Origin of the sequence: Ancylobacter sp. FA202 (assembly GCF_000380205.1) — a bacterium.
In the GTDB taxonomy this organism is placed as follows: Bacteria; Pseudomonadota; Alphaproteobacteria; order Rhizobiales; family Xanthobacteraceae; genus Ancylobacter.
This window is the reverse complement of the sequence record NZ_KB904818.1, coordinates 419,741-433,993: the sequence shown is the minus strand read 5'-3', so window position 1 is coordinate 433,993 and position 14,253 is coordinate 419,741. Positions and strand designations below refer to the sequence as shown.

Sequence of the window (14,253 nt, the reverse complement as noted above, 5' to 3'; positions counted from 1 at the left end):
AAGGAGTTATTCATGCTTAAGGGTGGCGCTCTCTGGATGCTTGGTATTCCGTTGCCGATCATTCTTATTCTGTGGTTCTTGGGTTATCTCTGAACGGCGTGCAAATCGCGGCCGTGTTACCCTACGGGAGACAACGTGGCGGTCTCGCGGGCGCGAACGGTGCGCGTTGCGCGTAAGGTGAGACATAATCGGCGATCATGAACATCATCGGGAGCCACAATGGCGCGCTCGTGGCGCTGTCGATCCTGATCGCCGTCGCGGCGTCCTATACCGCGCTTGATCTTGCGGGACGCGCGACACGCGCGGGTGCTGCGCGGCTGGTGTGGCTGTCCGCGGCGGCGGTAGTGCTCGGTGGCGGGATCTGGGCGATGCATTTCATCGCCATGCTGGCACTTCATGTCGGCATGGAGGTGTCTTACAGCGTCGCGCTGACGCTCGTCTCTCTGTTGCTGGCTGTGTTCGCCACTGCCGTGGCACTGTTCGCGGCAAGCCGTCCAGCGGTCGGGTTCGAGGGGATTCTGCTCAGCGGAATCTTCATGGGCCTCGGCATTGTCGGCATGCACTATACCGGCATCGCAGCGATGCGGATGCCTGGCGCGATGGCCTTCGACATGATTCATGTCGGCGCCGCCATTGTCCTCGCCATCTCTGCCTCAACCGTCGCGATCTGGCTAGCATTCCGAAATCATTCGGTTTTTCAGCGCGCCATCGCCGCGCTGGCGCTCGGCTTTGGTATCGCCGGAATGCACTACGTGGCGATGCTAGGCGTGACATTCACCGGCCATGGCGATGTCCATGACTCCGCCCAGGCGGCCAGCGCCGCAATGGCGGGTGGGATCGGCAATGCCGCGCTTGTCGCCGTGGTCACGGCCGCGACCTTCGCCATCTTCATCGCCCTCTTGCTCGCCGCCGCCTATGACCGCCGGGTCGCGGTGCTGGCCGACCGAGAGGCCGGGGTGTGGCGCGAGAGCGAGGAACGTTACCGCAACCTCTATCGCCGCACGCCGCTGCCGCTGCACTCGCTTGGGCCGGATGGCTGCATCGCTCAGGTGAGTGACCGCTGGCTTAGCCTGCTTGGTTACGCGCGCGAGGAGGTAATAGGGCGGCCATTGACTGATTTCATGACCGCCGATTCGGCGCGTCGCCGCACCGAGGAGCATTGGCCGCGCCTGCTCGACACCGGCGAATTGCGGGAAGCGGAGTACAGGCTCATCGCCAAGGACGGGCGCGTGCTCGACTGCGTGCTTTCCGCCGTTGCGGAACGTGACGCCGACGGCACTCTCAAGAACACTCTGTGCGGCCTTGTCGACGTAACTGAGCGCCGCGCGACCGAGGACGCCCTGCGCCAGGCGCAGAAACTGGAGGCCGTCGGCCAGCTCACCGGCGGCATCGCGCATGATTTCAACAATCTCCTCGCCGTTGTTCTCGGCAATCTCGAGCTCGCCGCCAAGCGCGCGCCGGAGGATGCGCGGCTGCGTTCATTGCTCGGCAATGCGATGCAGGCCGCCCAGCGCGGTGCCGCGCTCACCCAGCGCATGCTGGCCTTCGCGCGACGTCAGGACCTGAAGCCTGCGGCGGTCGATGTGCCCGAGCTGGTGCTCGGCATGGCCGAGATGATGCGCCGCTCGATCGGTCCAAGTGTCCGGATTGAAACCCGTTTTCCGCTCGGATTGCCTTTGGCGCGGGTGGATGCCAACCAGCTTGAACTTGCCTTGTTGAATCTTGCGGTGAACGCGCGGGACGCGATGCCGGAGGGTGGAGTGATCACCATCGCCGCGCGCGACGAAGTCGTCCCCGCGCCCGGGTCCAACGCGGTGGCGGAACCCGGCGGGCTGAGGCCCGGCCATTATTTCTGCCTTTCGATTGGCGATAGTGGCAGCGGCATGGACGCGGAGACGCTGGCGCGCGCCGCCGAACCGTTCTTCACCACCAAGGGAGTAGGCAAGGGCACCGGGCTCGGCCTCGCCATGGTGCACGGCCTTGCCGCGCAGTCGGATGGAAGGCTGGTGCTGGAGAGCAAGCCCGGATTGGGCACCACGGCGACAATCTATCTGCCGGTTGCGGAGGTGGCGCGGGCGGCTGCCACGGCCTCGGTCGAGGATGAAGGCGGCGTACCGGATGGCGAGGAAGGGGCGCGGCGCGTTCTGGTTGTTGACGACGATCCGCTCGTACTGTCGGCCACCGGCGCCATGCTGGAGGATCTCGGCTGCGCGGTGACCGAGGCCTCGTCCGCCCGCGAAGCGCTGGACCTGCTCGAATCCGGCGTCGCCTTTGATGTCGTGCTGACCGACCAGGCCATGCCTGACATGACCGGCGTGCAGATGGCGGCGGTGATCGACCAGCGCTGGCCGGGCCTGCCGCTGATCCTCGGCACCGGCTATGCCGAGCTTCCCGCCGATGCCAAGGCCGGGATGCCGCGCCTGGGAAAACCCTTTAGCCGCGAGGCTTTGCGGCGTGCTATCGTACTGGCGACGCGCCCGGTGCCCGACAATGTGGTGCCGCTGCCCCGTCGCGGCTGAGGCCCCGCGACCCCCTCGGCATGGTGGGAATGTTGGGCCAGCGACGGTGACATTCGCCGGCTGAGTGATTATATCCAGACTGTCCGGGGGAGCCTCGTCAGGAGGCTGAGAGGCCATCGGCGCGTTCTGCGCGGCATGGCGACCCTTTGAACCTGATCCAGTTGACACTGGCGGAGGGAGGGAGTGCATGACTTCCACGCAGACTGAATCCACTGAGAAAACAACACCTTGGCAGGGCGCGAACGCCATGCGGGTGCGGATCGTCGGCGCCGGCGTCGCCGGGCTCACCTGCGCCCACGCCTTTGCCGCGCGCGGCGCGGAAGTCACTGTGATCGAACGCAAATCCGGCTCGGGACAGGGCTGCTCCTGGTATGCCGGCGGCATGCTGGCGCCTTGGTGCGAGCGCGAGAGCGCCGAGCCGATCATCGCCGAACTGGGCCATGAATCGCTCGCCTATTGGCGCGCGAGCGTGCCTGATGTGCCCAATGAGGGCTCGCTGGTGCTGGCGCCGCCGCGCGATCTACCTGATCTTAAACGGTTTTCCCGCCGCACCGAGGCGTTTGAGTGGGTCGACGGCGCCCGTATTGGCGCGCTGGAGCCGGACCTCGAAGGGCGCTTCGACCAGGGGCTGTTCTTCCCCACCGAGGCGCATCTGGAGCCGCGCAAGGCACTCGCCGCGCTCACCCGCCTTCTGGTCGAGGAGTATCAGGTTGCCTTCCGCTTCGCAGCTGAAGGGGTGGGTAATCAGTGCAGTGAGGTGGACGATCAGTGCAGTGAGGCCAATGAGGCCGACCTCGTGGTCGACTGCCGCGGGCTGGCGGCGCGCGACACGCTGGCCGACCTGCGCGGCGTGAAGGGCGAGATGCTGGTGCTCTATTCCACCGAGATTTCGCTCAAGCGCCCGGTCCGGCTGCTGCACCCGCGCATACCGGTCTACATCGTGCCGCGCGGCGACGGGCATTTCATGATCGGGGCGACCTCGATCGAGAATGACGAGCGCGGCCGCGTCACCGGGCGGTCGATGCTGGAGCTGCTCGGCGCGGCCTATGCGCTGCACCCCGCCTTTGGCGAGGCGGAAATCGTCGAGATCGGCGCGGATGTGCGCCCGGCCTTTCCCGACAATCTGCCGCGCCTGCGCAAGCGCGGCAACACGCTCTATATCAACGGTCTCTACCGGCACGGCTTCCTCGCGGCGCCGGCGCTGGCGCGCCGCGCGGCGGAGGTCGCGTTTGACGGGGCGTATTTCCCGGAGGTGATGGATGAAGATCATCGTCAATGGTGAGCCGGCCGACACCGCTGCCGGCACGCTGGCAGGCCTGCTGGCCGAGCTTGAAATGGCCGACGCCATTGTGGCGACGGCGCTGAATGGCGACATGGTCCGTGCCGCCCGGCGCGGGGCAACCCCGCTCGCCGAGGGCGACCGGGTGGAAATTCTCGCCCCGATGCAGGGCGGATGAGAGGGAGGTCCTCATGGATGCGATGACCCACAAGGCGACGGCTTCGGTGGCCGACCCGGTGACGTTCTACGGCACGGATGTGACCTCGCGCCTGCTGCTGGGCACGGCGCAATATCCCTCGCCGGCGATCCTCGCTGAGGCGATCCGCGCCAGCGGCACCGAGATCGTCACCGTCTCGCTGCGCCGCGAATCGGGGGCGGCGAAGGCCGGCCAGAGCTTCTGGCAGCTGATCCGCGATCTCGGGGTCAAGGTGCTGCCCAACACCGCCGGCTGCCGGACGGTGAAGGAAGCGGTGACCACGGCGGAAATGGCGCGCGAGCTGTTCGGCACCCCCTGGGTGAAGCTGGAGGTGATCGGCGAGGATGACACGCTGCAGCCTGATGTGTTCGGCCTGGTCGAGGCGGCGCGCATCCTTTCGCGCGACGGCTTCCAGGTGTTCCCCTACACCACCGAGGACCTGGTGGTGGCGGAAAAGCTGGTTTCCGCCGGTTGCGAGGTGCTGATGCCCTGGGGGGCGCCGATCGGCTCCGGGCGCGGGCTCAACAATCCCTATGGGCTGCGCTCGATGCGGGCGCATTTCCCCGGCATTCCGCTTGTCGTGGATGCCGGCGTCGGCCTGCCCTCGCATGCGGCGGCGGCGATGGAGCTGGGCTATGACGCGGTGCTGCTGAACACGGCGGTGGCCAAGGCGGGCGATCCTGTCCGCATGGCCCGCGCCTTCGCCGCCGCCATCGCTGCCGGGCGCGAGGCAGTGATCGCCGATCCGATGGAGGTGCGCGACATGGCGGCGCCTTCGACCCCGGTCATGGGCCGGGCCCTTCTCGGTTCCTAGTCTCACAGTGAGTGCGTGATGAAGCTCGATCCGTTCTATCTCATCGTCGACCGCGCCTCCTGGCTGCCGCGCCTGCTGCCGCAGGGGGTGAAGCTGGTGCAACTGCGCGCCAAGGACATGGACGAGGCCGAGCTGCGCCGCGAGATCGCGACCGCGCGCGAGGTGTGCGCCCGCTTCGGCGCCCAGCTGATCGTCAATGATTACTGGAAGCTCGCCATCGAGCTGGGTTGCGACTTCGTTCATCTCGGCCAGGAGGACCTTGCCGAGGCCGATGTGCCGGCGATGCGGCGGGCCGGGCTCAAGCTCGGCATCAGCACCCATGACGAGGCCGAGCTGGAGGCCGCGCTGCTGGCCGGGCCGGACTATATCGCGCTCGGCCCGGTCTACCCGACCATTCTCAAAAAGATGCGCTGGGCGCCGCAGGGGCTGGAGCGGGTGCGCCAGTGGAAGACGCGGATCGGCGACCTGCCGCTGGTCGGCATTGGTGGCCTCACCATCGAGCGCGCGCCGGGCGTGCGGCAGGCGGGGGCGGACAGCCTCGCCGTCGTCACCGACATTCTGCTGAACGACAACCCGGAAGCCCGCGCCCGCGAATGGGTGCTGGCGACGCGGTAGGGGGCTCATCCCACCCTCGCACCCCTCATCCCCGGGCTTGACCCGGGGACCCAGACTTTTCCGCGCGCGCCTGCGACACAGGCCTTGCGCAGCCCATCCCCGTCTTCTGGGTGCCCGGGTCAAGCCCGGGCATGAGGGAGGGAATGGCGCGCGATCCCGGCTCTCCGCTTCGCTGCGGCCGGGATGACGCCTCGGCCCGACGATCACGCCGGGTCGACGCCCGGGGTGCCCGGGTCAAGCCCGGGCATGAGGGAGGCGAGGGGCCTCAGCCCCGGCGGCGAGGCGGCGCTGGCGCAGCAGGGCGGCGAGCTTGGCCATGTCCGGCGGCGGCTCGCGCTCGATGCGGGCATATTCGCTGCCGTCCGGCGTGCGGCGGAACAGGCCGAATTCCACCATTTCCCGACGCAGCAGGGCGTAGTCGCCGAACAGGTGTTCGGCGTTCAGCAGTTCGTTCATCCGCCGCTCGTTGAACACCTCGCCGCTCGGCATCCGCGCCCACAGCACCCACAGGCAGAGAATCTGCTGGTTGCGCTTCTTCGGCCAGCGCACCAGCCGGCCCTGCGGATCGAACAGCCGCAGCGCCTTCTCGCAGCGCGCGTGGTCCGCCACCGGCGGCGGTTCGGGCGGGGCGGCTGCAAGGCGGCCGCGCGCCTGCGCATCCGCGCGCAAATGCTGGAAGTTGCGGTAGCCGGCGCCGCGCGCCAGCAGGTTCAGCAGCTCGACATGGCCCGGCGGGCGGTCGAGCGCGGCGATGCCCTGATGGAGCGTGCGGGCGAGCGCCGAAATGTCAGGCGCCTCGAAAGCCAGATGGAGTCTGGACATGACCTATCCTCGTTGGTGCCCTTTCGCGAGGAAATGTCGGGGTTACCGTCTTGCGACCGGGCACAAGGACATGTGCGGGGCAGGATTCTGAGCAGGTTTAGCTCCCCTTGCGGGGCGGCAACGCCTCGGTGAACTGCAGACCGTGGCGCAGAGATAAGCGAGGCGGGGCGCGATGTCCAGTGGGGCCGCCCTCGTCCCTGGCCTTGACGCATGCGCCACCCCTCATCCCCGGGCTTGACCCGGGGACCCAGGCTTTTCCGTGAGAACACCGGGGCCGCTGGGTGCCCGGGTCAAGCCCGGGCATGAGGGGTGTGGTGGCTCGTCATCCCGGACGGCTGGGAGCCTACTCCGCCGCCGCGCTGGCCGGGCTGCCCGCGAAAGAGCGCTCCATCTCGCGGCGCAGGCGCACCGCCGGGCTGTCCTTTACCTCGACATCGGCCCAGCCGACGATCTCGCCCTCGGGGATGTCGCGGGTGAGCGTCACATGGTGGGCGAGGCCGATCGGCAGGCCGCCCTTGGCGAGCGAGGTGGCGGCGGGGAAGAGCTTGCCCCAGACGGTGAAGCCGCCTTCGCCATCCAGCGTCTCGCCGGCTCTCAAGGGGCACTTGGCGACCGCCACCACATCGGCATTGAAGGCTTCCGTCACCCCGGTCGGCTCGTGGCGCAGCGCCGCCGAGGCGACGCTGACGCCGAGTTCCAGCCCGATGAGGTGATAGGGGCGGTAGAGCGCGGTGTAGCGGCCGGAGGCATCGGTCACCACGCCATATTCCTTGAAGCAGCGCCGCGCATAGTCGCCGCGCGGGCTGGGATCGGCCTCGAACACGACATAGACGCCCCAGCGCAGATCGCGGAACACCGGGCGGCCGTCGCGCTCCAGCGAGGAGACGGTTTCCACCGTGCCGGAATGCTCCAGAATGCCGCCGGCCGCGCGGGGGCGGAGAATGGTGGCGAGGTCGTCGACGCCGCAGGGCGGGAACAGCAGCCCGTCCGAGGGAGCGGTGAGCCCGGCCGCATTGGCGATGGCGGCCATCTCGATGGAGGATTTGGTGCCGTCGGCGAAGGAGTTGAACATCTGCGCGTTCATGCCGCCTTGCGCCGCCTGCTCCGGGGTGAGGCCGTAGAGGCTCCAGATCGTGTCCGGGGTGGAGCGGTGGAAGCTCGGCAGGTATTTCGTGCCCTTGCCGGCGCAGACGACGTTGAAGCCACAGGTGCGGGCCCAGTCGACCATTTCGCACACCAGCGCCGGCTGGTCGCCATAGGCCATGGAATAGACCACGCCCGCCTTGCGGGCACGCTCGGCCAGCAGCGGGCCGACCAGCACGTCGGCCTCCACCGTGACCATGACGATGTGGCGGCCGTGTTCGATCGCCAGCAGCGCATGGGCGGCGCCGGCGGCCGGGCTGCCGGTGACTTCCACCACCACGTCGAGCCCGTCGGCGGCGATCAGCGCCGCGGCGTCGTCGGTCAGCATGGTGCGGCCGGTGCCCAGCGCCTCGGTGAAGGAGGAGGCGACCACCGCCTCCGCGTCCCAGCCGGTGGCCTCCAGCGCGGCGCGGGCGCGCGGCACGGAGAGATCGGCGATGCCGAGCAGATGCAGGCCGGGCGTGGTGCGCAGCTGCGACAGGAACATGGAGCCGAACTTGCCGGCACCGATGAGGCCGACACGGACGGGGCGGCCGGCATCGGCGCGGGCCTTGAGCAGGCGGGCGAGATTCATCAGGTGTTTCCTTCCCAGGATGCGGCCGGGCTTGGCGCCCGGTCCGGTTCTTCGCCTGCCGGCCGGGGCCGGCGGCGCGATGTCAGCCGGCGACGGCCCGGCCCTGGGGGCGGGCCTCTTCCACCGCCAGCGCCTCGGCGGCCGTGTGGGCGGCCTTAAGGTCGAGAATGCGGTCGGCCAGGGTCGGGGGGGCGCCGGGCACGCGCGTGTGCTCGGCGAGCAGCGCGTCGATCGGCGAGCCGGGGCCCTCCAGCCGGGCGGTGAGATGGGCGACCCCGGCGGCGATGTCGCTGATGTGCTCGCGCAGCATGGCGGTGTCGACCGCACCATCCGGCGCCGCCTCGGCCGATTGCGGCGCGGCGGCGGCCAGCGCGGTGAGGCGCTCGATGCGCTCCAGCAGCGCGGCGCGCTCTTCCTGCGCCCGGGCGAGAGCGTCCTGCGCCTGCGTCAGCTCGTCCGTCATCTCGTGGTTCCGCCGGCGTTCGGTTGTCAGGCTCTCGCTCGTGCTCCGCGCCGTCTCGCGCTCGCGCGCCAGATGGGCGTTGGCGGCGACGAGCTGGCGGTCGAGTTCGCCGATGCGGTCCTTGAGCGTGTCGCGCAGCGTGGTCAGCGCCACATGCTCGATCTTCAGCTCGTCTTCCCGCGTGCTGGTATCCTCGAAGGCGTCGCGGGTGCGGGCAAGCTCGGCGCGGGCGTGCAGCAGGGCGGCGCGGGCCTCTTCGAGGTGGCGTGTGGTGGTTTCCAGCTCGCCGCGCAGATGGTCGCGATGGGTGGCGACGCTGGCATGCTCGGTCTGCAGCGCGTCCAGCTCGGTGGAGAGCCGCTCGATGGTTTCCTGCCGGGCGCGCAGCGCCTCGGTCTGCCGGACGATCTCGGCATGTTGCGCGGCGGTGCGGGCCTGCTGGCGCTCCACCTCCATCTCCAGCCGGCGGATGCCAACGGCGAACAGGGCGCGCTGCTCGTCCTTGTCGGCCTGCACCTCGGCGATCGAGACGGGGATAGCGCCCTCGATCCGCTTGCGGGTGAGCCGCACCGCCCGCCGCCACACCGCCGGCAGCGTGAGCAGCGCCAGCAGGGTCGCGGTCAGGAAGCCGATGGCGGAATACATGATCGCTTCGATCATGCGGCGTTTCTCACCTCAGAGGGGGCGGGGCGGACCAGAAGCGGACGACCAGCCGGGAGCCAACAGGTTACAGATACCAAAACGGCCGGGCTAGAGCCCTTATCCATCAGGTGACATCACCTGATGGATAAGAAAGTGCTCATCAATCAATAAGCTGGAGCCTTTTCCCGTCGCGAAGTGCGTCAGCTCACGTGGAAAAGGCTGCAGCCCCCCGCACAGCGTCAGGCCGGCGGTTCAGAAGGGATTCCACGTCGCGGCGGGGGTGAATTTGAGATAGCCGATATTGGCGCCGAGGCGCACGCCGACGCCGGAGCGGATCGGTACCACGACGATATTGTCCGAGGCCAGCGCCGTCATGCCGAAGCCGGCGACGAAATAGGCCGAGCCGGAAATGCCGCCGAAGCGCCGGAAGATGTCGTTGATGCCGTTGAGGTTATACACCAGAATCATGGTGCGGGCGCCGTCGCCGCCGAAATCCCAGCCGAGCGAGGGGCCCTGCCAGTAGACCTTCAGGTCGCCGGCGTTGCGGGTGTAGAGCGTGCCGTCGCCATAGCGCAGCCCGCCGACAAAGGCGCCGGAACCTTCCTGGCCGAGAATATAGCCATTGGGCTGGCCCCACTGGTTGACCGCCTTCTCGATCGACAAAGCAAGGCCGCGCGAGACCTCGCCGAAGAAGCCATGGCCCTGCTGCACCAGTTCGTCGCTGGAATAGGTGCTGGCCTGCTGCTGCGCCTGCGCGGGCGCGGCGAGCACGGGCAAGGCGAGGAGAAGGGCGAGGCAGGCATAAAGGGCGCGCAAGGTCGGCATGGGCGGTCTCGCGTTTGATCTCAACAGGCGGGGCGCCGTCCGTCACGGGCCGAACTTCAGAACCCGGGCAACCAGCCCCCCGGCGCTATCAATAGCATGGAGTGCGACCAGAGAAAGGCGAGGGGCGCCCAAAAGGGTCGCGAGCGGCGCATCTATGGCCCGGCTGTGGCCGGACGGCCCGGCTCAGGATCCGGCGCCGCGCACGATGAAACCGTGCACGCGGTAGTCGGCCCCGGTGCGGCCATAGGGCAGGGGGCTGCCATCGGGCCGGCACACGCTGCCGCCGGCGGCCCGCACCACCGCATGGCCGGCGGCGACATCCCACTCGCACACCGTGCCGAAGCGCGGGTAGAGATCGGCCCGGCCTTCCGCCACCAGGCCGAACTTCAGCGCCGAGCCGCAGCTGATCTTTTCGGCGATGTCGAGATCGGCGAGAAAAGCTGTGGTCTGCGGGTCGAGATGCGAGCGGCTGGCGACCGCGACCAGCCCCGCGCGCGGCATCGGCCGGCAGCGAATCGGCGTCCAGGACGCGGGATCGGCCTCGCGCCCGCCGAGAAAGGCGCCGCTCCCTTGCGCCGTGGTGGCGCCGGCATAGAGCTTGTTCACCGCCGGGGCGAGCACGATGCCGAAGCTCGGCACCCCGGCTTCCACCAGCCCGATATTGACGGTGAATTCGCCGCTGGCGCCGATGAATTCGCGGGTGCCGTCCAGCGGGTCGACCAGCAGGAACGTGTCGGCGGGCGCCCCCAATGCTTCGCCCTTGCCCTGCGCCACCGCCTCCTCGGCGATGACGGGCACGCCCGGCAGCAGGCGGGCAAGCTCCGCGCGCAGCAATTCCTCGGAGGCGAGATCGGCGGCGGTGACGGGGCTCTCGTCGCTCTTGTGCGCGACATTCAGTCCCTCGGCACGCAGCCCCTCGTCGCGAATGCGCAGAATGACCTCGCCCGCCTTCAGCGCCGCACCGGCAAGGGCGGACAACAGGCTGAGATCGGGCGGCAGAAGCGGGAGCGGGGAGGGCATTGCGCGAGCATTCCGGCGTGGCGAGAGAAGGGGACGAGAACGGGGCGGGCGTTGCGGCGAGAGCTTGGGCGGCCGGGAGAAACGGTTGGCCTCAATGGGAGCGCGGTGTATCACACCTCCACGGTCGGCCGCACGGGCCGGCTGCATTCGGGGCGGCCGATTCGCCGCACAATCTCCGCAAGGGACGCGATGACGACCGCCATCGACCTCGACAAGCTCGACCTCGCCGCCCTCCTGTGCTCGCGCGTGTGTCACGACGTGATCAGCCCGGTCGGCGCCATCGTCAACGGGCTCGAAGTGCTGGAGGACGAGGACGACCCGGCGATGAAGAGCTTCGCGCTCGACCTCATCGCCAAGAGCGCCCGGCAGGCTTCCGCCCGGCTGCAATTCGCCCGCCTCGCCTTCGGTGCCGCCGGTTCGGCCGGGGCGCAGATCGATACCGGCGAGGCCGAGAAGGTGGCGCGCGGCTTCATCGAGGACGACCGCACCAGCCTGACCTGGCAGCTGCCGCGCGTGCTGGCGCCGAAGAACAAGGTGAAGCTGCTGTTGAACCTGCTTGTGGTCGCCACCTCCACCATTCCGCGCGGCGGGCGCATCGGCGTGGAAGAGAACGGCACCGGCGAGGAAGGCGGCTTCCGCCTTTCCACCCAGGGCAGCCATTCCCGCATTCCCCCGCATCTGGTGGCGCTGCTGGCGGGACACCCGGCCGAGGAGGGTGGGTCGCTCGACGCCCACGCCATCCAGCCGCACTACACCGGCCTGCTGGCGCGGGCGACGGGCTATGGCATCAGCCTCGCCCATGAGGGCGACGCGGTGACGATCCTGGTCGCGCGGGGCTGAGGGCCGGCCGGTTCCCGGCGGGAGCGCAGGCGAGATCGCAAGGCGATGTCGCAGGCTTGCCGGGACAGCTTACCGAAGGTTCAGACGACATTAACGGTATCGGTGGAAACTGACGCTCGCAGGCCGAAAGGCCGGCGTGTCGTGCTCCAGTTCTGCCGGTCGCCCATGTCCCCCGTCGATTCCCTGCCCGCCGCGCCGCGCGGCCCCGTTTCCCGCGAAGCCGCCCGCATCGCCGCGAGCCTGCGCGCCCCCGCGCCGCGTTACGAGCCGGCGCGCCCGGAGACGGCCCGCGCCGACAATCCCCGGGCCGAGGTTCCGACTATCCACAATTCCACGGCCGACACGCCGATGGCGCGGCCGATGACGCCTGTTGTGGCCGGCGCGCCGCGCGTCGAGATCCTGGCCTTCGCGCTGGGCGGGCTGCGCCTCGCTTTTCCCGCCGCGCAGGTGATGGATTCGTTGACCGCGAGCGGCGCGCGCTGGGCGCGGCTGCTGGCGATGGCCGACACCGGCACGCTGGCCTCGAGCGGCCTGCCGCTGATCGAGCTTTCCGCCCGCATGGGCGTCACCACGCCGCGCGCCACCAAGGGCACGCTGCTGCTGGTCGGTAGCGGCGGCAAGGTGCGCGCCGCCGTGCTGGTGGAGGGCGCGCTTGAGCGCCAGACGGCGGTGGTGGACGCCCTGCCGCCGGGCTGGCGCGACCGCTTCGGCCCCGGCGCCCACATGCTGGAAGGCGTGGCGCGGCTCGCCGATGGCGCCCGGGTGGCGATGGTCGACCTGCCGCTCGGCGTGGCGATGAAGCGCCCGGCGCCCGAGGCCGATACCGCGCATCTGCTGGTGCGGGCCGGGCGCGCGCAAATGGAGGCGGTCCGCGTCGCCGCGCTGCGGAGCGTGACGCCGCTGGAGAAGGTGCCGGGTATCGCGGTGCTGCCCACGCCCGGCCGCCCGGCGCGGCGCATGCTGCTGGCCTTCGGTGGCGAGGGCGAGGGGGTGGTGGTCGACGAGATTGTCGCGCTGGCGCCGCAGGGGCGGATCGAGCGGGTGGGCGGCATGCGCTTTCTCGCCACCGCCAGCGGCCGCTACCGGCTGCTGGAACCGGCGGGCACGCAGGCGCCACGCCCCGCCCCGCTCCGCGTGCTGGTGACGGCGCCGGAAGGCGAGGCCCGTACCGCCCTGCGCGACCTCGTCCGCTCCATGGGCCATGAGGTTCGGCTGGCCGACGACCCGCGCGCGGCGCGGCTGATGGGCGGGCGATTCGACGTCATCCTGTTCGATCTCGACGCCTATGCCGCCGTGCGCGAGGACGGCGTTGCCGCCAGCGATCCCGGCCGGCGCATCGGCCTCTCCATCGCCGCGCTTTCGCCGCCGCCCGGCTTCGACACCGTGGTGACGGCGGGCGACACGGTGGCGCTGGTGCTGGCGCTGCTGGCGCCGGCGGGCTGAAGACGGCCGGCGGCGTCGCCCCGTCTTCACGGCTGCGCCATCCGTGCTTTACCCGCTGTACCGCGCCGCAGCGGCTTGGTAGCGTGCCGTCGACGCTGCTGCTCCCGGCCGAGACCGGAGGGGCGCCTCCGGGATGTGTCGATGCGCCTTCTGTCCGTTTTCCGCCTGATGCTGGCGCTGGTCGCGCTGGGTGCCGCGCTGGCGGGCCCGGCGGCGGCGACACGGGCGATGGCGGCACCCGCCATGGGCTCGTCCGGCGTGGCCGTGTCCGCTATGCCCTGCCACGAGGCGGCGCTCAATCAGGTCCCATCCTCGCTGCATGGCGTGCCGGCCGCAGCCGATGTCGCGACGTCACCCATGCCCCCGCATCTGTGCTGCGTGCTCAGCCATCTCGTGGTGAGCCCGCCGGCCGCGCCGGCGCTGCTGCCGCCGGAGGCCGTGCGCGCACCGCTCGCCCTGCCGGAGGGGCGGTCGCTGGCCGGCCTCACTTTGGCGACCCCGGTGCCGCCCCCGCGCTTCATCTGATCGTTTTCCCCGCGCGGCCCCCGGCCGCCTTGTCACGATCAGAGGATTTCAACATGAACCCGTTCACACGCGCGGCGCTTCTGGCCGCCGGCCTTGCCCTGTCACCCGTCCTCGCCACAGCGCAGGACGCCTCCATGACGCATGGAGCCATGCCGATGGACCACAGCGCGCATATGGGAAGCGCCGCCACCAGCCCGTCGACCCAGGCCTTCGAGGCCGCCAATGCCCGCATGCACGCGGACATGGCCATCCCCTTCACCGGCAACACCGATATCGACTTCGCCCGCGGCATGATCCCCCATCACGAGGGGGCGATCGCCATGGCGCGGATCGAGCTGGAACACGGCAAGGACCCGCAGTTGCGGGCGCTGGCGCAGGAGATCATCAAGGCGCAGGAGGGCGAGATCGCCTTCCTCAAGGCCTGGCTGGCCAAGAACGCAAAGTAGCGCGGGCCTGACAAACGTTATCCCGGATCGGCCGGAACGGCCGATCAGGGATCGCGTGCCTCCGTCATTCCGGCTCTCGCTGCGCTC

14 protein-coding genes and 1 riboswitch are annotated in these 14,253 nt (G+C 69.7%); of the genes, 9 read left to right on the top strand and 5 right to left on the bottom strand.

Annotated elements, in window-relative coordinates; all coding sequences use genetic code 11:
- Positions 1-197: 197 nt before the first annotated feature.
- The 5 genes from A3M1_RS0101955 to A3M1_RS0101935 all read left to right on the top strand — a co-directional run bounded on the left by A3M1_RS0101955 (position 198) and on the right by A3M1_RS0101935 (position 5,423).
- The gene (locus A3M1_RS0101955) at positions 198-2,519 is read left to right on the top strand and encodes an MHYT domain-containing protein (protein WP_018387269.1); all 2,322 of its coding nucleotides are present in this window, start codon (positions 198-200) and stop codon (positions 2,517-2,519) included.
- A gap of 75 nt (positions 2,520-2,594) precedes the next feature.
- Positions 2,595-2,715, top strand: a riboswitch (TPP riboswitch).
- A 51-nt stretch (positions 2,716-2,766) separates the two neighbouring features.
- The gene (gene thiO, locus A3M1_RS0101950) at positions 2,767-3,801 is read left to right on the top strand and encodes a glycine oxidase ThiO (RefSeq protein WP_018387268.1); all 1,035 of its coding nucleotides are present in this window, start codon (positions 2,767-2,769) and stop codon (positions 3,799-3,801) included.
- Positions 3,779-3,976: a sulfur carrier protein ThiS gene (gene thiS / locus A3M1_RS0101945; protein WP_018387267.1), complete on the top strand. Its 198-nt coding sequence runs from the start codon at positions 3,779-3,781 to the stop codon at positions 3,974-3,976. The genes thiO and thiS overlap by 23 nt, the downstream gene beginning before the upstream one ends.
- A 13-nt stretch (positions 3,977-3,989) precedes the next feature.
- Positions 3,990-4,808, top strand: a complete 819-nt coding sequence (locus tag A3M1_RS0101940) for a thiazole synthase (RefSeq protein WP_018387266.1) — start codon at positions 3,990-3,992, stop codon at positions 4,806-4,808.
- An 18-nt stretch (positions 4,809-4,826) separates the two neighbouring features.
- A complete protein-coding gene (locus A3M1_RS0101935; protein ID WP_018387265.1) occupies positions 4,827-5,423 on the top strand; it encodes a thiamine phosphate synthase in 597 nt (198 codons plus the stop codon).
- Between the two features lie 234 nt (positions 5,424-5,657).
- Here A3M1_RS0101935 and A3M1_RS0101930 read toward each other — a convergent pair whose 3' ends face one another.
- From A3M1_RS0101930 to A3M1_RS0101910, 5 genes are all read right to left on the bottom strand, one after another.
- The gene (locus A3M1_RS0101930; protein WP_018387264.1) at positions 5,658-6,245 is read right to left on the bottom strand and encodes a DUF2087 domain-containing protein; all 588 of its coding nucleotides are present in this window, start codon (positions 6,243-6,245) and stop codon (positions 5,658-5,660) included.
- Between the two features lie 343 nt (positions 6,246-6,588).
- The gene (locus A3M1_RS0101925) at positions 6,589-7,962 is read right to left on the bottom strand and encodes an NAD(P)H-dependent oxidoreductase (protein WP_018387263.1); all 1,374 of its coding nucleotides are present in this window, start codon (positions 7,960-7,962) and stop codon (positions 6,589-6,591) included.
- Between the two features lie 82 nt (positions 7,963-8,044).
- Positions 8,045-9,085: a hypothetical protein gene (locus tag A3M1_RS0101920; protein WP_018387262.1), complete on the bottom strand. Its 1,041-nt coding sequence runs from the start codon at positions 9,083-9,085 to the stop codon at positions 8,045-8,047.
- 234 nt (positions 9,086-9,319) lie between these two features.
- Positions 9,320-9,892 carry a DUF1134 domain-containing protein gene (locus A3M1_RS0101915; RefSeq protein ID WP_018387261.1) on the bottom strand — a complete coding sequence of 191 codons (573 nt, stop codon included), beginning with the start codon at positions 9,890-9,892 and terminating at the stop codon, positions 9,320-9,322.
- Positions 9,893-10,075: 183 nt separating this feature from the next.
- On the bottom strand, positions 10,076-10,912 hold the full coding sequence (locus A3M1_RS0101910) for a 3'(2'),5'-bisphosphate nucleotidase CysQ (RefSeq protein ID WP_018387260.1): 837 nt from the start codon (positions 10,910-10,912) through the stop codon (positions 10,076-10,078).
- Between the two features lie 189 nt (positions 10,913-11,101).
- Here A3M1_RS0101910 and chpT point away from each other — a divergent pair, with 189 nt between their 5' ends.
- The 4 genes from chpT to A3M1_RS0101890 all read left to right on the top strand — a co-directional run bounded on the left by chpT (position 11,102) and on the right by A3M1_RS0101890 (position 14,166).
- On the top strand, positions 11,102-11,752 hold the full coding sequence (gene chpT, locus A3M1_RS0101905) for a histidine phosphotransferase ChpT (protein ID WP_026221087.1): 651 nt from the start codon (positions 11,102-11,104) through the stop codon (positions 11,750-11,752).
- A gap of 165 nt (positions 11,753-11,917) precedes the next feature.
- Positions 11,918-13,195: a chemotaxis protein CheW gene (locus A3M1_RS0101900; protein WP_018963915.1), complete on the top strand. Its 1,278-nt coding sequence runs from the start codon at positions 11,918-11,920 to the stop codon at positions 13,193-13,195.
- Between the two features lie 141 nt (positions 13,196-13,336).
- Positions 13,337-13,720, top strand: coding sequence for a hypothetical protein (locus A3M1_RS0101895; protein ID WP_018387257.1), 384 nt, complete (start codon positions 13,337-13,339; stop codon positions 13,718-13,720).
- 53 nt (positions 13,721-13,773) lie between these two features.
- Positions 13,774-14,166 carry a DUF305 domain-containing protein gene (locus A3M1_RS0101890; RefSeq protein WP_018387256.1) on the top strand — a complete coding sequence of 131 codons (393 nt, stop codon included), beginning with the start codon at positions 13,774-13,776 and terminating at the stop codon, positions 14,164-14,166.
- Positions 14,167-14,253 lie beyond the last annotated feature (87 nt).